Annotated in this window: 5 protein-coding genes; all 5 read right to left on the reverse strand. The window is 73.5% G+C overall.

Annotated elements, in window-relative coordinates; genetic code table 11:
* Window positions 1-84: 84 nt before the first annotated feature.
* Window positions 85-318, reverse strand: coding sequence for an MbtH family protein (locus SYYSPA8_RS33015; protein ID WP_323451104.1), 234 nt, complete (start codon window positions 316-318; stop codon window positions 85-87).
* Complete coding sequence (locus SYYSPA8_RS33020) at window positions 315-1,718, reverse strand: lysine N(6)-hydroxylase/L-ornithine N(5)-oxygenase family protein (protein WP_323451105.1); 1,404 nt, start codon at window positions 1,716-1,718, stop codon at window positions 315-317. Before SYYSPA8_RS33020 ends, SYYSPA8_RS33015 begins: the two co-directional genes overlap by 4 nt.
* 7 nt (window positions 1,719-1,725) lie before the next feature.
* Window positions 1,726-16,470 (reverse strand): non-ribosomal peptide synthetase, encoded by a 14,745-nt coding sequence (locus tag SYYSPA8_RS33025; RefSeq protein ID WP_323451106.1) that lies wholly within the window; start codon window positions 16,468-16,470, stop codon window positions 1,726-1,728.
* Between the two features lie 271 nt (window positions 16,471-16,741).
* Window positions 16,742-20,710 carry an SDR family NAD(P)-dependent oxidoreductase gene (locus tag SYYSPA8_RS33030; RefSeq protein WP_323451107.1) on the reverse strand — a complete coding sequence of 1,323 codons (3,969 nt, stop codon included), beginning with the start codon at window positions 20,708-20,710 and terminating at the stop codon, window positions 16,742-16,744.
* The gene (locus tag SYYSPA8_RS33035) at window positions 20,707-21,528 is read right to left on the reverse strand and encodes a thioesterase II family protein (RefSeq protein ID WP_323451108.1); all 822 of its coding nucleotides are present in this window, start codon (window positions 21,526-21,528) and stop codon (window positions 20,707-20,709) included. Before SYYSPA8_RS33035 ends, SYYSPA8_RS33030 begins: the two co-directional genes overlap by 4 nt.
* Window positions 21,529-21,562: the final 34 nt, after the last annotated feature.

Here is a 21,562-nt window from a genome sequence, read left to right on the forward strand (position 1 = left end):
GCCGTTCCCTGTGCTTCCGTGCTTCCGTGCTTCCGTGCTTCCGTGCTTCCGTGCTTCGGGCGCCTCCGCGCCCCCTCCCGCCGGTCAGCCCGCGGCGGCCCGGCCGTCCCCCGCCATCGCCTCCCGCAGACTCCGGGGACGCATATCGGTCCAGTGCTCCTCGACATAGGCCAGGCACGCCGCCCGGCTCCCGTCGTCCAGGACCACCCGCCAGCCCTCCGGCACCGCCGCGAACGTCGGCCACAGCGAATGCTGCTCCTCGTCGTTCACCAGCACATGGAACCGGCCGTCGGCGTCGTCGAACGGGTTGCCGCTCATGCCGCAGCTCCCTTCCCCCGGGCGGTGCGCCCGGCGATGATCGAGTCCGCGATCTCGCCGCCGCGGACCGCGATGTTGGACAGCAGGGACGACGAGAGACCGTGCGTGTGCTCGGTGCCGCCCTGCAGATAGATCCCGCACGACAGGTCGTCCGTGGTGGCCACGCGATAGTCGCGGCCCACCCGGTAACGGCCCTGCTCGTCCCGCGGGCAGTACTTGTCGAGGCCGCCCAGGACCCGTGCCGGGTCCATCGGGTCGTACCCGCTCGCGCACACCAGGACATCCACGTCCAGGTCGTACTCGTCCTCGTCGGCCAGCGAACGGACCGTCACCCGGGTGGTGTCCCCGGTCCGCGCCACGCCCGCGACCCGGGACAGATTGACGAAGTCCAGCCGCCGCTCCCCGCTGACCTCGTCGTCGTAGGCCCGCTGGTAGAGGCCCCGGATCACCTCGTCGTCCACCACCGAGTAATTGGTGTTGCGGTGGCGCTCCCAGATCGCGTCCTTCGCCCGCTGCGAACCGCGGTAGAAGTCGTCCACCGCGCCCGGGTCGAAGACCTGGTTCGCGAAGGGCGTGCTGTCCGCGATCGAGTACCCGTACGAGGGCAGGATCGCCGAGATCCGCGCGTCCGGCAGGGTGTCGTACAGGAACCGCACGATCTCCGCCGCGCTCTGGCCCGCGCCGACCACGGCCACCCGCTTCAGCGGGCCGCCGCTCCACCCCCGGAACCGGTGCAGGAACGCGGAGCTGTGCCAGACATGCCCACCCGCCTCGATCCCGGCCGGCATCCGGGGCACCAGACCGGTGGAGACGACCACATTGCGTGCCTCGACGCTGCGGGTGCCGCCCGGCGCGGCCGGGTCGCTCACCTCGATCCGCACCCGGTCCGCGGGGCCCCGCCCGGCGGCCCCCGCCAGCTCGACCGCCGTCACCTCGGCGCCGTACGACACCCGGTGGCGCAGCCGGGTCTCCGCCCAGTCGAGATAGTCGTGGAACTCGCGCCGCGTCGGGTAGAAGTCCTGGTTGTTGACGAACCGCGCCAGCCGCCCCCGCTCGTGCAGATAGGCCACGAAGCTGAACGACGAGGTGGGGTTCCGGAACGTGGCCAGATCCTTGAGGAAGGAGACCTGCATCTTCGCCGACGGCACCAGCATCCCCTGGTGCCAGCCCAGCGCCGGCTGACGCTCGAAGAAAGCGGCCCGCAGCGGCTCCGGGTGCTCCTCCAGCGCGATCGCCAGCGACAGGCTCGACGGGCCGAAACCGATGCCCACGACGTCGTACGGCTCGCCCTCCGGCCCCCGGCCGTCCGCCCGGTCCCGCTCCCCGGCCCGGGTCACCCCTTCCGAAATCGGTCGTTCCCGGTGTTCCTGGTTTTCGCGTTCCTGGATGTCCACAGACATCGTCCCCTCAGTTTCCGGCCAGTTCCTGGCAGATGATCGAGCAGATCGCGGCGGCCTGCCGCGGCAGATACAGGTCCTCGTGGGAGCTGTGGATGTCGTACTCCCGCACCTCACCGCGGATGTGCGGTCGCCAGAGGTCCGCGAACGACCCCTCCGGCTTCGGTACGGCGTTGAAGAACAGCGCGTCGCCGTCGTACTCCGGCACCCCGGAGCCGCGCATGATCCGCGTGTAGTTCAGACCCACCGCGACGGCGCGGTCCACCAGGGCCTCGTGGTCGGCCGACCCCGCCGACCCGGCGAGATGCCGGGCGAAATAGGCGCGGATCTCGGCCTCGGTGGGCGCCGCCCGGTCCGCGAGCAGCGAGCTGGGCACACTGTCCAGCAGCGCGAGCAGCGCCACCTCGTGCCCCTGGCGGCGGAGTTCGGCGGCCATGGCGTGCGCCAGCGTGCCGCCCGTGGAGTGGCCCAGCAGATGGAACGGACCCTTCGGCTGTACGGCCAGCACCTCCCCGACGTAGTCGGCGACGACCTCCGCCACCGAGCCGGGCAGCGCGGTCACGCCGTCGAAGCCCTTCGCCTGGAGCCCGAGGACCGGCCGGTCCGCCGGGAGCCCGTCCGCGAACCCGAGATACGGCCAGCACAGCCCGCCCCCCGGGTGGACCCACCACAGCGGCTCCCGGTCGCCCTCCTTCCGGATGGTCAGCACCGGCTGGTACGGATCCGACGACTCCGCCGAGCCTCCGTCGGTTTCCAGCCAGGCCGCGAGACCGGCAGGTGTCGGCGTACCGAACACCACCCGCAGCGGCACCTCCGCGCCGAGCACCACCCGGATCCGGCCGATCAGCCGGGACGCCAGAAGCGAATGCCCGCCCAGCGCGAAGAACCCGTCGTCCGCACCGACCCGGTCCACGCCCAGCACCTCCGCGAACAACCCGCACAGCAGGGTCTCCCGCAGGGTCGTCGGCTCGGCGCCGCCGGCGGCGGCCCCGTAGTCGGGCGCCGGCAGCGCCCGCCGGTCCAGCTTCTGACTGGCGGTCAGCGGCAGCTCCGGGATGGCCATCACCACCGACGGGACCAGATGCTCCGGCAGCAGCCCGCCGAGGCGCCGCCGCAGCTCCACCGGATCGAGGTCCCGCCCGGCACCCGGATCGAGGTCCCGCCCGGCACCCGGATCGAGGTCCCGACCGGTCCCGGGGACGACGTACGCCACCAGCCGCCGGTCGCCCGGCCGCTCGTCCACCACGACGACCGCCCGCGCCACGCCCGGCAGGGACAGCAGGGCCGCCTCCACCTCGCCCGGCTCGATCCGGAAGCCCCGGATCTTCACCTGGTCGTCGGCACGGCCCCGGAAGACCAGCTCGCCGTCCTCCGTCCACACGGCCACATCGCCGGTCCGGTACATCCGCGCACCCGCAGGACCGAACGGGCAGGGCACGAACCGCTCGGCCGTCAGACCGGGCCGGCCCACATAGCCGCGCGCCACACCCGCGCCCGCGATGTACAGATCCCCCGGCACCCCGGCCGGCACCGGCCGCAGCCCGCCGTCCAGGACGTACACCCGGGTGTCCTCGATGGGCCGGCCGATGGTGAGGACACCGCCGTCACCCGTCAGCGGAGCGCCCATCGTGGCGCACACCGTGGTCTCCGTCGGACCGTACACATTGAGCATCCGGCGCCCCGCCGACCAGCGGGCGATCAGCTCCGGCGGGGTCGCCTCGCCGCCCACCACCAGGCACTCGACGGTGGTCAGGGCGTCGTCGGGCAGTGCGGCCAGCACCGGCGGCGTCATCATCACATGCGTCACCCGGCGCGCGGCGAGGGTCGCGGCCAGCGGGGCCCCCGGAGCCAGCTCCTCCGGGTCGGCGATGACGGCCGCCGCACCCGACAGCAGCACCGTGAACAGCTCGCACAGCGATACGTCGAAACTCGGCGAGGCGAGCTGGAGCATCCGGCTGCCGCCGGTGATCCCCATCCGGGTCACATGCGCGGCCACCAGGCTCGCGACCCCCCGGTGGGTGACCGCGACCCCCTTCGGGCGGCCCGTCGAACCGGAGGTGTAGATGACGTACGCGACATCGTCCACGGAGACACCGGAGACACCAGGGACACTGGGGACCTCAGGGACCGGGTCCGCCGTGGTGCCTCCGGCCGCCGGCAGCGGCTCGTCCACCCGGAGCGCCGGAAGGCCCGTCGGGGCCAGCGCCCCGGCCGTCGCCGCGTCCACCAGGGCCAGACCTGCCCCGGAATCCGTCACCGCGTACGCGATCCGGTCCGCCGGATGGGCGTGGTCCACCGGCAGATACGCGCCCCCGGCCGTCATCACCGCCAGCAGCGCCACCACCAGCTCGGGCGAGCGCCGCAGCGACACCGCCACCACCGAACCCGGCCGCACCCCGCGCCGGACCAGCTCGCGCGCCAGCCGGTCGACCCGGGTGCGGAGTTCCGCGTACGTCAGTTCCGTGTCCTGGAAGACGACGGCGGTCGCGTCCGGGGTCGCCGCCGCCTGCCGGGCGAACAGCGCGGCCACGGAGTCGGCGGCCGGACCGGAGGCCGGTCCGGCGGCGGCGTTCAGCCACCGCTCCCGCTCGGCGGGCGCCGGCCCGGCCAGCCGGCCGACCGGAGTGTCCGGGTCCGTGGCCAGCTGCCGCAGTACCCGGCCGAGGCGGTCCGCGACGTCCTCGGCGGTGGCCCGGCCGATCAGACCGGCACGGTGGTGCAGTTCGAGCCGCAGCTCCGGTTCGGCCGTGGCCGAGAGACCGAGCGGGTAGTGCGTCCCGCTGGTGGCGGTGAAACCGCTGATCGCGAAGTCCGTCCCGCTCCCCGCACGGGCCAGTTCCGCGCTGTCCACCGGATAGGACTCGAAGACGACGGTGGTGTCGAAGAGGGTGGGGAGTCCGGTGGTGCGCTGGATGTCGGCGAGGCTGAGGTGGTGGTGGTCCAGGAGCGCGGTCTGACGGTCCTGGAGGGTGGTGAGGACGTCCCGCAGGGACTGCCAGGGCGAGAGGGTGACGCGGACCGGGAGGGTGTTGATGAACAGGCCCACCATGCTCTCCGCCCGCGGCAGGGCCGGGGGCCGGCCGGAGACGGTGGAGCCGAAGACGACGTCGTCGCGTCCGGTGAGGCCGGAGAGGACGAGCGCCCAGGCGCCCTGGACGACCGTGTTGAGCGTGACCCCGAGTTCGGTCGCGCGGGCGCTCAGCAGCGCGGACAGCTCGGCCGGCACCGGTACGTCCGTCTTTCCCGCCCCGCCGTCGGCCGCGCCGTGGTCCTCCTGGCCTGTGGCGAGGAGTGTGGGTTCGTCGAGTCCTTGGAGTTCGTGGGTCCAGGCGGTGGTGGCGGTGGTGGTGTCCTGGGTGGTGAGCCAGGTGAGGAAGTCGCGGTAGTGGGGGGTCTGGGGGAGGGGGGTGCCGGTGTAGAGGTGGAGGAGGTCCTGGAGGAGGAGGGGGAGGGACCAGCCGTCGAAGAGGATGTGGTGGGCGGTGAGGACGAGTTCGGAGCGGTCGGGTGTGCTGGTGTGGAGGGCGAGGCGGATGAGGGGTGGTTGTGCGAGGTCGAAGGGGGTGTTGCGGTCCTGGGTGAGGTAGGTGTCGAGGGCCTCGGTCCCCCCGGAGGCGGTGAGGTGCTGCCAGGGGAGCGCAGCGCTCTGGGTGACGAGCTGGACGGGGTGTCCGGTGTGGTCGGTGACGAAGGCGGTGCGCAGGTTGGGGTGCCGGTCCAGGAGTGCCTGTCCGGCGGCGCGCATGCGGTCGGGGTCCACCGGTCCGGACAGGTGGTAGACCATCTGCATGTGGTAGGCGTCGTACGAAGCGCCCGCGAGCTGCGCGTGGAACAGCAACCCCGACTGGAGCGGAGTCAGCGGCCAGACATCCACCAGGCCCGGATGGCCGCGCTCCCACTCCACCAGCTCCGCCTGTCCGACGGTGACCAGCGGGACGTCGGACGGGGTGAGCCCGCCCGCGCCGGGGGCCGTCGTATGACGCGCGATCGCGGTGAGCGCGTCGCACCACAGGTCCGCCAGCTCCCGTACCTCGTCCTCGCCGAGAAGACCCGTGGGGAACGCGAACCGGGCGCGGAGCGACGGCCCGTCGCCCTCATCGGTGACCAGGGCGTTCAGGTCCAGCGTGGCGAGGGCCGGCAGCTTCGGGTCCAGCGCCGCCAGCACATCACCGCCGTCGGCCGACTGCGTCCAGCCGAGGCCGCGCAGCTCCTCGGGCATGTCGGCGGTCGAGAACCGGCCGAGGTAATTGAACGAGATCTGCCCCGAGGGCGCCGCCGCCAGCTCCGCCCGCGTGTCCGGGTTGAGATGGCGCAGCAGACCGTAGCCGAGCCCCTTGCCGGGGATCGCCAGAAGCTGTTCCTTGACGGACTTCAGGACATGACCCGTGGTGGGCCCGGACGCGTAGGCGTCATCGAGGGGGATGCCGGTGAGGTCGAGTCGTACGGGGTAGACGCTGGTGAACCAGCCGACGGTGCGGGAGAGGTCGGCGCCGGGGACGGCTTCTTCCTCGCGGCCGTGGCCTTCGAGGCGGATGAGGGTGGTGGGTTGCTCGATGCCCCTCTCGTGGCGCCAGCGGGTGACGGCGAGGGCGAGGGCGGTGAGAAGGGCGTCGTTGACGCCGCTGCGGAACGCCGCCGGGACCGTCGTCAGCACGGCTTCGGTGACGTCGGCGGGCAGGCGGACCCAGAAGCTCCTGACCGTGGACTGGGTGTCGACCGTCGGGTCGAGGGCACGGCTGCCCAGGAGCGGGTCCGGGCCGTTGACGATCGTGCGCCAGGTGTCGAGTTCGGCGGTCCGCTCGGGACTCGTGGCCGCTTCGTTGAGCGCGTGCGCCCAGCGGCGTACGGAGGTCCCCACGGCCGGCAGTTCGGGGGTGCGGCCGTCGCGGATGCGGGACCAGGCGGTGGCGAGGTCCGGCAGCAGGATCCGCCAGGAGACGCCGTCCACGACGAGGTGGTGCAGGACGATGATCAGCCGGTTCGGTGCCAGCCACGTGAACTGGGCCATCGTTCCGGCCGCCGGGTCGAGGCGGCCCACGGCGTCGTTGAGTTCGCGCTGGAGATGCGCGTCCTCACCGGCGTGGTGGAGCAGGGCCCGGACGTCGACGGATCCTGCGGGAGCCACGGCGAGTCCGCCATCGTCCGTGCAGCGTGAGCGGAGGATGTCGTGGTGATCGATGACGGCGGTCAGGGTGGCGACGATGCCGTCCGCGTCGATGCCCTCGGGGAGGTCCACCACGGTCGTCATGGGGAAGCGGTCGGTCCCGGCCGCCAGATCCCGCAGATAGCCGTTCATGGGGAGGGGCTGGACGGTTCCGGTGCCGCCGCCGGGCAGCTCCGTCAGGACCACGGCCGACTCCGCCGCATGCCCGGCGACCACCTCCGCCAGACCCGCCACCGTCCGGCGCTCGAACACGTCCCGGGGCTTCAGCTCCAGCCCCTGTTCCCGGGCGCCGGCCACGATCTGGAGGGAGCGGATGCTGTCCCCGCCCAGCAGGAAGTAATCGTCGTCCAGACCGACCCGGTCGGCGCCCAGCACCTTCGTGAACACCCCCGCGAGCAGCTGCTCGACCGGGGTGCGGGGCGCGCGGAACTCCGCCCTGCGGGTGGTCCGTGACGAGGCCGGAGCCACCGCAGGTGCCGGTGCGGATGCCGGAGCGAGTGCGGGCAGCGGCGCCTCCGGCCGGGCCACCAGCTCCCGGAGCGTCGTGACGAAACGGTCCGTCAGCCCCTCGGCGGTCGACCGGTCGAACAGGTCGGTCGCGTACTCCAGGAAGCCGACCACCCCTTCGTCCGGCACATCGGCCATGGTCAGGAAGAGATCGAACTTCGACGTCCCCGTGGGGACCGTCCGCAGCTCCGCCCGCACCCCGCCCAGCGGGAAGTCTCCGCGCTGGATGTGCTGCCACCCGAACATCACCTGGAAGAGCGGGTGGTACGCGGGGGACCGGTCCGGGTTCAGCAGCTCCACCAGCCGCTCGAACGGGAGATCCTGATGGTCGTACGCGGCCAGTGCCTTGTCCCGCACCTGGTCCACGATCCGCGCGAACGACGGCTCCCGCGGTATCCGGACGCGCAGCACCCAGGTGTTGACGAAGAACCCGACCAGATCCGCCAGACCCTCGTCGGTACGGCCCGCGATCGGTGAGCCGATGGCGAGGTCGTCACCGCCGCCGGACTGCCGCAGCAGTACCGCGAACGCCGCCTGGAGCACCATGGACACGGTCGCGCCCCGCGCCGCCGCCAGCTCCCGCACCGACGCCGCGAGAGCGCCGTCCAGGGCGAAGTCGACCACGTCACCCCGGTGGCTGGGCGCCGCAGGACGGGGCCGGTCCGTCGGCAGCGGCAGCGGCTGCGTCAGCCCGGTCAGCTCGCCCTGCCAGTAGGCGCGCTGCTCCGCCGCGCGGCTCCCCGGGTCGCTCTCGTCGCCGAGCAGCGCGTTCTGCCACAGGGTGTAGTCGGCGTACTGGACCGCCAGCCCCGGCCGGTCCGGGGCCCTGCCCGCGCTGCGGGCGGTGTACGCGGCGGCCAGGTCGCGGGTCAGCGGCGGAATCGACTCGCCGTCGCCGGCGATGTGGTGCAGGACCAGCAGCAGGACGTGCGCGGTGGGCGACTCGCGCAGGATCCGGGCCCGGACCGGCAGCTCGGCGGCGAGATCGAAGGTGCGCGCCGCCTCGGCGGCGATCTCCGCGTCCAGGTCCTCGGGCGCCGGCGTCGTCAGGGGGATGTCGAGGGACAGCTCGCCGGGGGCGATGACCCGCTGGTGGGGGTGGCCCGCAGCGTCCTCCTCGACCGTCGTCCGGAGCGTTTCGTGGCGTACGACCACGTCGTGCAGGGCGGCCCGCAGCGCGGCCACGTCCAGCGGTCCTTCGAGCCGGAGCACGACGGGGAGGTTGTACGTGGGCGACGGCCCCTCGAACCTGTCCACGAACCACAGCCGGCGCTGGGCGGCCGACAGCGGCGTCCGCTCCGGCCGGTCCACGGCCGGGCGCAGCGCGGGCCGTGCGCCCGGCCCGGAGGCTCCCGGTGTCAGCAGCGCGGCGAGCGCGGCGGCGGTCGGCGAGTCGAAGACGGCCCGGATCGGGACGTCCGCGCCCAGCGTGGTCCGGATCCGGCTGACCAGCCGGGTGGCGAGCAGCGAGTGCCCGCCGAGGGCGAAGAAGTCGTCGTCGGGCCCGGCCCGGTCCACGCCCAGCACCTCGGCGAAGAGGGCGCACACCACTTCCTCCTGCGGGGTGCGCGGCCTGCGGGCGGTGTCGTCGCCGCGCTCGGGCTCGGGCAGCGCGGCCCGGTCCAGCTTGCCGTTCGCGGTGACGGGCAGGGTGTCCAGGACCACGAAGGCGGGCGGGACCATGTGGGCCGGCAGCCGCTCCCCGGCGTGGGCGCGCACGGCGGCGACGAGTTCTCCCGCTTGCCCCGCTTCCCCCGCTTCCCTTGCGTCTCCTGTCCCGTCTTTCCGGGTGGGGACGAGGTACGCCGCCAGCTGGTGGCCGCCGGTCGCGGTCGGCCGGGCCACGACCACGGCACGCTCGACACCGGGGTGGCCGCTGAGCACGTTCTCGATCTCGCCGAGTTCGATCCGGAAGCCCCGGATCTTGACCTGGTCGTCGGCGCGGCCCAGGTATTCGAGGGAGCCGTCCGGGCGGCGGCGGGCCATGTCGCCGGAGCGGTAGAGCCGTTCACCGGGCCCGCCGTAGGGGTGGGCCACGAACCGCTCGGCCGTCAGTCCGGCACGCCCGTGGTAGCCGCGCGCCAGATGGAGGCCCGCGATGTAGAGGTCACCGGCGACCCCGGTGGGCACCGGCCGCAGCGCGCCGTCGAGCACGTACACCCGGGTGTTGGGGACGGGCGTGCCGATGGGCGGGGTCGCGTCGCCCGCGAGGGGTTCGCTCATCGTCGCCACGATGGTGCTCTCGGTGGGACCGTACGCGTTGATCAGGCGGCGCCCCGCCGACCAGCGGGCCACCAGCTCGCCGGAGCTTGCCTCGCCGCCGACGGCGAGCCCGGCCAGGTCCGTGAGCCCGGCGGGGTCCAGACCGGCGACGACGGAGGGCACCAGCAGGGAGTGGGTGATCCGGCGGTCCCGCAGGAACTCCTCCAGGGCCTCGCCGACGACGGGGCCGTGCGGCGGCAGGACGAGCGTCGCCCCGGCGGGCAGCGCCATGAGCACTTCCATCAGGGCGCCGTCGAAGCTGACGGACGCGAACTGGAGCACCCGGCTGTCGGCGGTGATTCCCAGCCGGTCGGCCAGCGCGGCGGCCAGGTTCGCGATGCCGGTGTGCGGCACCAGCACACCCTTCGGGGTGCCGGTGGAACCGGAGGTGTAGATGACGTACGCGAGGTCGCCGGTCGCGGGACGGGGCTCGGGGGCGGCCGGCGAGCGGCGCGCGATCGCCTCCCGGTCCCCGTCCAGGTCGACGAGGGTGACGCCGGAGCCGGCGGGCAGGTCGAGACCGGTACGGGACCGGGTGTCCGTGACGACGAGCCGGGCGCCGGAGTCCCGCAGCATGAACGCCAGCCGGTCGGCCGGGTAGCCGGGGTCCAGCGGGACATAGGCCGCCCCCGCCTTGACGATCGCGAGGAGCCCGGTGATCAGCGCGGAGCCGCGCTCGACGCACAGGCCCACCCGGGACTCCGCCCCGGCGCCCAGGGACCGCAGCTGGTGGGCGAGCCGGTTGGCGCGCTCGTCCAGCTCACGGTAGGTCAGAGCGCCCCGCTCGTCCTCGACGGCGACGGCGTCGGGGCGCTCGGCGGCCCGTGCCTCGAACAGCGCGGGAAGGGTGGCCGCCGCGATCGGGCGGTGCTCGCCCTGCCACCGCGTCAGCAACCGCTCCCGTCCGTCCGCGCCGGGCAGCCCGAGCCGCCCGACCGGCAGGGACGCGTCCGTGACCAGCTGTTCCAGTACGTCGTGGAAGCGCGCGGCGATCGCCGTCACGGCCTCCGCGTCGAACAGGTGGTGCTGGTACTGGAGCGCCACCCGCAGATGCGGATCCGCGTCCGCCGTCACCACGAGCGGGTAGTGGCTGCCGGTGTACGGGGTGATGCCGGTGACGGTCACCCCGGCGGCCGAGTGGGCCTCGGTGAGCGCGACCCGGTCCACCGGATAGGACTCGAAGACGACGGTGGTGTCGAAGAGGGTGGGGAGTCCGGTGGTGTGCTGGATGTCGGCGAGGCTGAGGTGGTGGTGGTCGAGCAGTGCGGCCTGACGGTCCTGGAGGGTGGTGAGGACGTCCCGCAGGGACTGCCAGGGGGTGAGGGCGGCCCGCACGGGGAGGGTGTTGATGAAGAGCCCGACGGTCGAGTCGGCGTGCGGCAGGGCCGGGGGCCGGCCCGAGACGGTGGCGCCGAAGACGACGTCGTGACGGCCGGTGAGGGCGGAGAGGACGAGCGCCCAGGCGCCCTGGACCACGGTGTTGAGCGTGATCCCCAGCTCGGCCGCGCGGACACCCAGCCGGCGGGACAGCTCCGCCGGGATGTCCACGTCGACCTGCCCGACCTCGTCGCTCTGCTCACCGGCGGGATCCGGGGCGAGGAGTGTGGGTTCGTCGAGTCCTTGGAGTTCGTGGGTCCAGGCGGTGGTGGCGGTGGTGGTGTCCTGGGTGGTGAGCCAGGTGAGGAAGTCGCGGTAGTGGGGCGGTTGGGGGAGGGGGGTGGTGTCGGTGTAGAGGTGGAGGAGGTCCTGGAGGAGGAGGGGGAGGGACCAGCCGTCGAAGAGGATGTGGTGGGCGGTGAGGACGAGTTCGGAGCGGTCGGGTGTGCTGGTGTGCAGGGCGAGGCGGATGAGGGGTGGTTGTGCGGGGTCGAAGGGGGTGGCCCGGTCCTGGGTGAGGTAGGTGTCGAGGGCCTCGGTTCCGCCGGTGAGGTGCTGCCAGGGCAGGGGGGTGTGGTGGGTGACGAGCTGGACGGGGTGTCCGGTGTGGTCGGTGACGAAGGCGGTGCGCAGGTTGGGGTGCCGGTCGATGAGTGCTTGTCCGGCGGCGTGCATGCGGTCGGGGTCGACCGGTCCGGACAGGTGGTAGACCATCTGCATGTGGTAGGAGTCGTAGGACGCGCCCGCGAGCTGCGCGTGGAACAACAACCCCGACTGGAGCGGAGTCAGCGGCCAGACGTCGGCGAGACCGGGATACGCCCGCTCCCAGGTGTCGATCTGCCCCTGCCCGACGGTGACCAGCGGAACGTCGGACGGGGTGAGCCCGCCCGCGCCCGGCCGGGTGACGTGGTCCGCGAGCGCCCGCAGCGCCTCGCACCAAAGCCCCGCCAGCTCGTGCACCGCGTCACCGGTCAGGACACCGGTGGGGAACGCGAACCGGGCCTGGAGCTGCGGACCGTCCGCGCCATCGGTGACCAGGGCGTTCAGGTCCAGCGTGGCGAGGGCCGGCAGCTTCGGGTCCAGCGCCGCCGTCATGTCGCCGCCGTCGGCCGACTGCGTCCAGCCGAGGCCGCGCAGTTCCTCCGGCATGTCCGTCGCGGAGTAGCGCCCGAGGTAGTTGAACGAGATCTGCCCCGAGGGCGCCGCCGCCAGCTCCGCCCCGGTCTCCGGGTTGAGATAGCGCAGCAGACCGTAACCGAGCCCCTTGTCCGGCAGGGCGAGCAGCTGCTCCTTGACGGCCTTGAGCGCGCGGGCAGGGGTGTCGTCGCCGTCGAGGGGGATGCCGGTGAGGTCGAGTCGTACGGGGTAGACGCTGGTGAACCAGCCGACGGTACGGGAGAGGTCGGCGCCGGGGACGGCTTCCTCTTCGCGGCCGTGGCCTTCGAGGCGGATGAGGGTGGTGGGTTGCTCGATGCCCCGGTGGTGGCGCCAGCGGGTGACGGCGAGGGCGAGGGCGGTGAGAAGGGCGTCGTTGACGCCGCTGCGGAACGCCGCCGGGACCGCCGTCAGCACGGCCTCGGTGACGTCGGCGGGCAGGCGGACCCAGAAGCTCCTGACCGTGGACTGGGTGTCGACCGCCGGGTCGAGGGCACGGGTGCCCAGGAGCGGGTCCGGGCCGTTGACGATCGTGCGCCAGGTGTCGAGTTCGGCCGTCCGCTCGGGGCTCGTCGCCGCCTCGTTCAGCGCGTGCGCCCAGCGGCGCACCGATGTGCCGACAGGGGGCAGTCCGGGCGCGCGGCCGTCGCGGATGTGCGACCACGCCGCCGCCAGATCCGGCAGGAGGATCCGCCAGGAGACGCCGTCCACGACGAGGTGGTGCAGGGCGATGATCAGCCGGTTCGGTGCCAGCCACGTGAACTGGGCCATGGTGCCGGCCGCCGGGTCGAGGCGGCCCACGGCGTCGTTGAGTTCGCGCTGGAGATGCGCGTCCTCGCCGGCGTGGTGGAGCAGGGCCCGGACGTCGACGGATCCCGCCGGGGCCACGGACAGTCCGCCGTCGTCCGTCTGTCGTGAGCGGAGGATGTCGTGGTGGTCGATGACGGCGGTCAGGGTGGCGACGATGCCGTCCGCGTCGATGCCCTCGGGGAGGTCCACCACGGTCGTCATGGGGAAGCGGTCCGTGCCGGCTGCCAGGTCTCGCAGGAAACCATTCATGGGGAGGGGCGGTACGGGTCCGGTGCCGCCGCCGGGCAGCTCCGTCAGGACCACGGCCGACTCCGCCGCACGCCCGGCGACCACCTCCGCGAGACCCGCCACCGTCCGGCGCTGGAAGATCTCGCGCGGGCTGACCTCCACACCCCGCGCCCGCGCCCTGGACACCACCTGGATCGACCGGATGCTGTCCCCGCCGACGGCGAAGAAGTCGTCGTCCAGACCGACCCGGTCCACGCCCAGCACCTCGGCCAGGACCTCCGCGAGCACCCGTTCGGCCGTCGAACGCGGCGCGCGGTAGACGCCACCCGTGACCACCGGCTCCGGCAGGGCCGCCCGGTCCAGCTTCCCGTTCGGCGCCAGCGGCAGCCGGTCCAGCGGCACGAACACCGACGGCACCATGAACTCCGGCAGCCGCTCCGAGACGAACGCCCGCAGCTCCGCCATCGACACACCGGCGGTCAGGTCCACCGCGAGGTCGCCGAGGCTCGCGACCGTACCGCCGCTCGCGCCCGCCGACACCACATAGCCGACCAGCTGCTTGGAACCGCCCCGCTGGTACGTCGTCACCACCGCGTGCTCGACGCCGGGGTGGGCCGTCAGCGCCGCCTCCACCTCCCCGGCCTCGATCCGGAAGCCGCGCACCTTCATCTGGGCGTCGTCCCGGCCCGCGAACTCCAGCTGGCCGTCCGCGTTCCAGCGGGCCAGATCGCCCGTGCGGTACATGCGCTCCCCGGCCGGGCCGAACGGGTCCGCCACGAACCGCTCGGCGGTCAGCGCCGGCCGGCCCTGGTAGCCGCGCCCCACCGCGCCCGCCACATACAGCTCGCCCACCACACCCGGTGGCACCGGCGTCAGCCCGGGACCGAGGACATACGCCCGCATATTGCCCAGCGGAGCGCCGATCGGGGCGCTCCCTGAGCGGGCCGGCAGCCCGGTGGTGTCGCAGGTCGACGCGTAGAAACTCTCGCTCTGCCCGTACGCGTTGATCACCCGTACGCCGGGGAACGCCGCCCGGACGCGCTCCACCAGGGCGTGCGGCAGCGCCTCACCGGCGAAGACCACGCTCTCGACGGTGGTCCTGCCCGCGATGTCGTCGATCAGCTCGGCGAAGACCGAGGGGACGGTGCTGATGACACTGCCCGACCAGCCGTCGCGCTCGCCCAGGACGAGGACGTCGCGGACCACCTCGACGGTGCCGCCGGTGCTCAGCGTGGTGACGATCTCGAAGACCGAGACGTCGAAGTTGACCGATGTGCCGGCCAGCATCCGGGAACCGGGCTCCAGACCGACCGCGCCGGCCAGCCGCAGCACGCCGTTGACGACGCCGTGGTGGGTGATCGCGACGCCCTTCGGGGTGCCCGTGGAGCCCGAGGTGTACATGACGTACGCGAGATTGTCCGGCCGGACCACCGCCGGCATCGCCTGCGGTCCGTCCGGGTCCGGGTCCGCGTCCGGGTCGGTGTCGGTGTCCGAGGCCAGGTCCAGGTCGTCCAGGTGGAGCACGGGTGTCCCGTCGTCCGGGAGCACCTTCGCCGTCTCCCGGTCCGACAGCAGGAACAGGGGACGGGCCTCCGCCAGGATCAGCCCCAGCCGCGCGCTCGGATAGCGCGGGTCGATCGGTACGTACGCGGCACCGGACCGCAGGATCGCCAGCAGCGCCGTCACGAGGTCGGCTGAGCGCGGCAGCGCCAGACCCACCAGCGTCTCGGGGCCCGCGCCCCGCCCGGCCAGCGCACGCGCCAGCCGGCCGGCCCGCGCGTCGAGTTCCGCGTACGTCAGCTCCGTGTCGCCGCAGACGACGGCGACCGCGTCGGGGGAACGCCGCGCCTGCCGCTCGAACAGTCCCGGAACGGTCAGCTCCGGGGTCGGCTCGGCGGTGTCGGCGAACCGGGCCAGCAGCTCCCGTTCGGCCGGCGCGAGCACGTCCACCGCGCCCACCCGGGCGTCCGGATCGGCCACGAGCTGCCGCAGCACCCGGACGAACCGGTCGCCCATCGCCTCGACCGTCGACCGCTCGAACAGATCGGTCGCGTACTCCAGCGTGCACCGCACCCCGCCGTCGACATCGGCGAAGTTGAACTCCAGATCGAACTTGGCGGTCCCGCTCGGCACCGCCTCCAGACGGGCCGTGAGCCCCGGCAGCGCCAGATCGATCGCGGCCTCGGTCTGCCAGCTGAACATCACCTGGAAGAACGGGTGGTACGCGGTCGACCGCTCCGGGTTGAGGGCCTCCACCAGCCGCTCGAACGGCACCGCCTGGTGGTCGTACGCGTCGAGCGCCTTGTCCCGGACGCGGGCCAGGACGTCCCGCAGCGGCGGGTTCCCGGAGAGGTCGGCCCGCAGCACCCACGTATTGACGAAGAAGCCCACGAGGTCGGTCAGCGCCTCGTCGGTGCGGCCCGCGATCGTCGACCCGACCGTGATGTCGTCCCCGGCGCCCAGCCGGTGCAGCAGCACCGCGAGAGCCGCCTGCACCGTGATGGACAGCGTCGAACCGTGGGCCCGCGCCAGCCGTTCGACGGCCGCCCGCAGCTCCGGCTCGATCAGGAACTCGACCGCGTCCCCGCGGTGGCTCGCCTCCGCCGGGCGCGGGTGGTCGACCGGCAGCCGGGACTGCTGCGGGCAGCCCGCCAGCTCCTCGCGCCAGTACCGCAGCTGGGTGGCGAGCACGCTGTCCGGGTCGTCCCCGTCGCCCAGCAGCTCCCGCTGCCACAGCGTGTAGTCCCCGTACTGCACATCCAGTTCCGGCCAGTCCGGCGCACCGCCGCCCACCCGGGCCGTGTACGCGGCGGCCAGGTCACGGGCGAGCGGCCCCATCGACTCGCCGTCGGCGGCGGCGTGGTGCACCACCAGCGCGAGCAGATGCTCACCGGCCCCCACCCGCAGGATCTCGGCGCGTACGGGGATCTCGGCGGCGAGGTCGAAGGCGTACGCCCCCACCCGGGCGAGGTGGTCCGCCACCTCGTCGGCAGGGACGTCCACCACCGGCACCGCGAGCGGGTGCTCACCGGCCGCGGCGACCCGCTGCACCGGCAGGCCGGCGGCGTCCTCCACGAACAGGGTCCGCAGGCTCTCGTGCCGCTCCACGACGTCCGCCACCGCCGAGGACAGAGCATCCACGTCGAGCGCTCCGCTCAGCCGCAGCACGAACGGGATGTTGTAGGTCGCCGACGGCCCTTCGAACCGGTCGATGAACCACAGCCGCCGCTGCGCAAAGGACAGAGGGATCATTTCGCGTTAACTCCTCGATGGGGCTTTCGCCGCAGGCAGAGTCGGCCTCCGGTCGGAGGCACGGAACAAGGGATGGATATACGCGATGGACGCGATGGAGGCGAAGTACGCGGCAACAGGGGCCGCCGGGAGAATTCCCGGGAAATGCGGCTCGCTCTTCTCCCCATGCTTTCCGGACAGCGCGTGGCCGGTCAAGAGAGAAGACGGCACGACGGGACACGCCGCGGGTGAGCGACGTGTCCCGTCGACAGGACACGGGTGCGCGGGGGGTTCACCCGCCGGCGCCGCGCCCTCCCACCAGGGCCGCGACGGCGGCCACCGTGGGATTCTCGTACAGCTCCTGGGTGCTGACCCGCACCCCGAAGCGGTCGTCCACCATCGTCAGCAGCCGCGTCGCGCGCAGGGAGTTGCCGCCGAGGTCGAAGAAGGAGTCCTCGCGGCCGATCTCCGGGCGCCCCAGGGCGTCGGACCAGATGAGCGCGACGGTCCGCTCCAGGTCGGTGGCGGGCGGCGCGGACCTGCGGGCGGGCCGGCCGGGCGCGGCGTCCCGCAGCAGCTGGGCGGTGTCCACGGCGCCCCGGGCGTCCCGGGGGATCCGGGCCACCCGCACCAGGCGCACCGGGACGGGACAGTCCCGGACGGCCGGCGCGACGGCCGCGCGCACGGCGTCCGCGGGGTCGGCGCTGTCAGTGCTGTCGGTGGTGTCGGTGGCGTCGGCGGCGTCGGTCGTGTACGCGATCAGCAGCTCACCGGCGCGCAGCCGCTCCGGGGCCATCTCCTCGACCATCGCCGGGTTCGTGGCGTCCAGCCCCGCGAGCAGATAGTGCTCGGGCAGCGCCAGGGACTCCAGGAACAGCCGCAGCCCGTCGGACGGATCGAGGGCACGGAATCCCCTGCTGCGCGCGGGGGCCGCCGACTGTTCCCGGTTCATACCGACGCCCGCCCACATGCTCCAGGCGACACAGTGCACGGTGCGGCGCCGCTCGTGATGCCAGTGGTCGGCGAAACCGGCGAGAAAGGAATTGGCGGCGGAATACGCGCCGAAAGAATGCCCGCCGAATTCCCCGTTGACGGAACCGAAAAGCACGAGTACCGCCTCCGGGCGGTCCGCGAGGACATCCGCGACGGCGAGCGTACCGGACACCTTGGCGCGATAGTGCCGGGCGAACGTCCCGGGCGACTCCCGGATCAGCGTGTGCTCCTCCAGGCGTTCCCACTGATCGGTCGGGTCCGCGCCGGCCAGGTGGAGCACGCCGTCGAGCGCCCGCCCCCAGCGGGACTCCGCCCCGGCGACCGCCGCCCGGAGCGCGGCCGTGTCGGCCACGTCGAGCTGCTCGTAGACGACTTCGCCGAGGGCGCTCAGCTCCGCGAGCCGTTCGGCCCGCTCGCCGTCGGCGGGTGACCGGCCCACGAGCAGCAGCCGTACCCCGTACGACGCGCTCAGATACCCGGCGAGGTCGTGGGCCATGCCGCCGAGCCCGCCGGTGACCAGATACAGGCCACCGGGGGTGACGGGGGCCCCGCCCGGGTCCGGCGCGGGGACCGGGCGCAGCCGGGGCTGCCAGCGGTGCCCGTCGCGGGCGGCGACGACACCGGTGGGAGCACGGTCGGCCAGCTCGGCCCGGAAGGCGTCCGGCCACCGGGCGGGGTCGGCCGGCAGGTCGACCTGGCGCAGGGGCAGCGCCGGATGTTCGGCGACGGCGGTCCGCACCAGACCGGGCAGCGCGCAGGTGGCGAGGTCGATCCGGTCGCCGTCGCGGACGTGCACGGCACCGGACGTCAGCACGAGCAGCAACGGGGCGCCGCCGCTGCGGTCCTCGCCGCCGTCGTCGCCGAGGGGGTCTCCGCCGCCGTGGCCCGTGTCGGCGACCGCGCCGAGCAGGGCGGTCAGCTCCCCGGTCAGCGCGGCGAGCCGGCCGGCGGGCGCGTCACCGTACGGGGTGGGCGCACCGGCGTCCCGCGCGGCTGCCGCGTCCGCCGGGGCGGCTGTGGTCAGGGCGTGCGCGTGGATGACCGCCGAGATCCGGCCGTGCCGCCCGGCCACCCCGGCGAGGATGTCCCGCAGCCGCGCACCGTCGGGCGCCCCGGCCGGGCCGGGCCACTCCTCCGGGGGGACCAGGACCACCGGACCGGCCGGATCCAGCCGCTTCAGGTGTTCCTCCGTGCCGATGAGCACCCGTACCCCGGACGGTTCCCGGCCGTCGCCCGCGCCACCGGCCGGTTCTGTCCTGGCCCACTGCCGCGCGAACAGCCAGGTCTCCGGCTCCTTCGGGGCGTCCGCGCCGATCACCCGGCCCGCGAAGGCGTCCGCCCGGAACGCGGACACCAGCGCGGACCGCTGGACCTTGCCGCTGCCGGTCTTCGGGAACTCCGCCTCCGTCACCGGGATCAGCAGATCCGGCGCGAGCCCCACCTCGCGGACGAGGACCGCGCGGACACCGTCCGCGATCCGGGCCAGCGCGTCGGCGTCCCGGTCGCGGGGGACGAAGAACACCGCCAGCCGGTCCGAGCCCGCGCCGGGCTCGCGGATGCCCACCGCCGCCGAGAAGGTGACCCGTACCCCCTCGACCTGCTCCACCACGCTCTCCAGCTCGTGCGCGAGGTAGTTGACGCCCCGCACCACGATCTGGTCCTTCTTCCGCCCGGCGATCACCAGCTCGCCGTCCCGGACGAACGCGAGATCACCCGTGCGGAACCAGCCCTCCGCGTCGAACGCGTCCCGGTTGGCGTCCTCGTTGCGGAAGTAGCCCGTCATCAGGGTCTCGCCACGCAGGCACAGTTCGCCCATCCGGCCCTCGGGCAGGACCGCTCCGGAGTCGTCCACCACCCGGATCCGGACACCCGGGATCGGCCGGCCGACCGTCGTCAGCGTCACCGCCTCCGGGTCGCCCGGCGGGATCTCGCGGATGGCCTCCGCCAGCGACACCGGGTCGACGGTGACCGTGCCCGCCGACCGGTCGTCCAGGCGCTGCCGCCCGTACGTCACCCCGGAGCAGGTCTCCGCCATGCCCCACGCCGGCACCATCGCGTCGGCGGGCAGCCCGTGCGGTGCCAGCAGCTCCAGGAACCGGTGGCTGGTCGCCGCCACCACCGGCTCGCCGCCGTTCAGGACCGTACGGAAGCGGGACAGGTCCCAGCTCCGGTCCGTGCGGATCTCCCCGGCGCGCTCGTTGACCATCGCGAAGGCGAAGTTCGGCGCCCACGTGTTCGTCGCGCCGTAGCGGTCCGCCCACTCCAGCCAGAGCAGCGGGTCCGCGAGAAAGTGCTCGATCTTGGCGTTGACGTGCAGGCACCGCAGGAACACATCGCGGATGTTGCAGTGGACCACGGTGACATGGTCGAACGGCATCCAGATGAGGCTGACCTCGTCGCCGCCCATCCCGCTGAAGCCCGCGTACCCCAGGGACCGGGCGACGACCGTGGCGTTGGTGTGCTGGACGCACTTGGGTACGCCGGTACTGCCCGAGGTGAGCAGATTCAGCACCGGGGACCCGGGCGTCGCCGGATACCAGTCGGTGTCCGGCGCGTGGTCCAGCAACTCCCCGGTGGTGAGGATGCGGACGTCCGGTTCGCCCCACAGCTCCCGTACCCCCGCGAGCGCGCCCGCCGTGGCGTCGTCGGTGAGCAGCGGAGGGCCGCCGAGCAGCTTCCACACGTTGTGCAGCCGGCGGTTGGTGTCGTTGGGCGCCGTGTACGTGGTGGCGACCGCGACCGGCGTGGGCAGGAAGCCGCCGAGCACACAGGCCCAGAACGCGGTCAGATAGGCCCGGTTGTCGTCGAAGGTGAAGAGCGCGGCGTCGCCCGGCCGCAGCCCGGCGGCGCGCAGCCCGGTCAGTACCCGCTGCGCCTCGGCGAGCAGCTGCGGATAGGTCTGGAGTTCGTCCTCGCGGCCGCGCCGGATGAAGACCGTGCCCTTCTCCGGGGCCAGCTCGGCGGCCGCGCGCAGCGCCTCCTGGAGGGTGGCGGGTGCGCCCGCAGGGACGGGGACCGGGCCGCCGTCGAGTTCGGCGGCGGGCAGGGTCCGGGCGGGTGCCGGGGGAGAAGGGGGAGCGGGAGGCGAGGGAGGAGAAAGGGGAGAGGGAGCAGAGGGAGGTGACGGGGGCGCGGGGGTCGCGCCCGCGCGGACCGTTCTGCGGACCACCGCGACCGCGTCGCCCACACCGGGCACCGACCGCGCGGCGGCGGCCGCCTCCGTGAGGAGACGCGGACCGAACGCATCCGTCTCCGGTACCGCTGTCATGACGTCCTCCCGTCCACGGGGGCCCCGAGGAGCTGCCGGCTCAGGAACGACACCACGTCCCCGGCGCCCGATTCGAGAAAGTAGAAGTGGCCGCCCGGATAGAACCGGACGGAGAAGTCGGCGCCGGTGTGCTTGCCCCACCCCGTCACCGAGCCGGTCGGCGTACGCGGGTCGCTGTCGCCGCAGAGGACCGTGATCGGGCAGTCCAGCGGCTCCGCCGGCGCGGTCCGGTGCCGCTCCCACAGCGTGAAGTCCGTCCGCAGCACGGGGATCAGCGACCGCATCACCGACTCGTCCCGCAGGATCTCCTCGTCGATGCCGCCGAGGGCGACCATCTCCGCCCGGAACGCGTCGTCGTCCAGCTGGTGCAGCTGCGGCGTCCCCTCGAACTCGGGCGACGCCTGCGCGGACAGGAACAGATGCTCCGGCCCCCGGCGCCCGCGTGCCCGCACCGCCTTCGCCAGCTCGAACGCGAGCGCCGCCCCGCAGGAGTGGCCGAAAAACGCGTACGGGCGGTCCAGCACCGGCCGCAGCGCGTGCGTCAGCGTGGTCACGAGCGGGCCGACCTCCGTGAACGGATCCTCGGCTATGCGGTTCTGCCGGCCCGGCAGCTGCACCGCCACCAGCTCGATCTCCGGCGGCAGCAGCCGGGCCCAGTCGGCGTACGCCGCCGCGCCCGCGCCCGCGTGCGGCAGGCAGATCAGCCGGAAGGCGCTCTCGGGCCGGCCGGCGCGCCACAGATACGGCGTACGGGCGATCAGCTCCGGGAACTCGGTCGTCCTCGTGGTTTCCATGGTTTCCGTCGTCTCCGTGGTCATCGACGCCCCCTTGAGCTGTTCCGGCTGTTCCGGC

The organism is Streptomyces yaizuensis (assembly GCF_034961445.1).
Taxonomy (GTDB): Bacteria; Actinomycetota; Actinomycetes; order Streptomycetales; family Streptomycetaceae; genus Streptomyces; species Streptomyces yaizuensis.

Bases quoted from the DNA above. Each gene is read 5' to 3' on its own strand.
- SYYSPA8_RS33020 (WP_323451105.1), bottom strand. From the start codon at position 1,718: ATGTCTGTGGACATCCAGGAACGCGAAAACCAGGAACACCGGGAACGA.
- SYYSPA8_RS33025 (WP_323451106.1), bottom strand. From the start codon at position 16,470: ATGATCCCTCTGTCCTTTGCGCAGCGGCGGCTGTGGTTCATCGACCGG.
- SYYSPA8_RS33035 (WP_323451108.1), bottom strand. From the start codon at position 21,528: ATGACCACGGAGACGACGGAAACCATGGAAACCACGAGGACGACCGAG.
- SYYSPA8_RS33015 (WP_323451104.1), bottom strand. From the start codon at position 318: ATGAGCGGCAACCCGTTCGACGACGCCGACGGCCGGTTCCATGTGCTG.
- SYYSPA8_RS33030 (WP_323451107.1), bottom strand. From the start codon at position 20,710: ATGACAGCGGTACCGGAGACGGATGCGTTCGGTCCGCGTCTCCTCACG.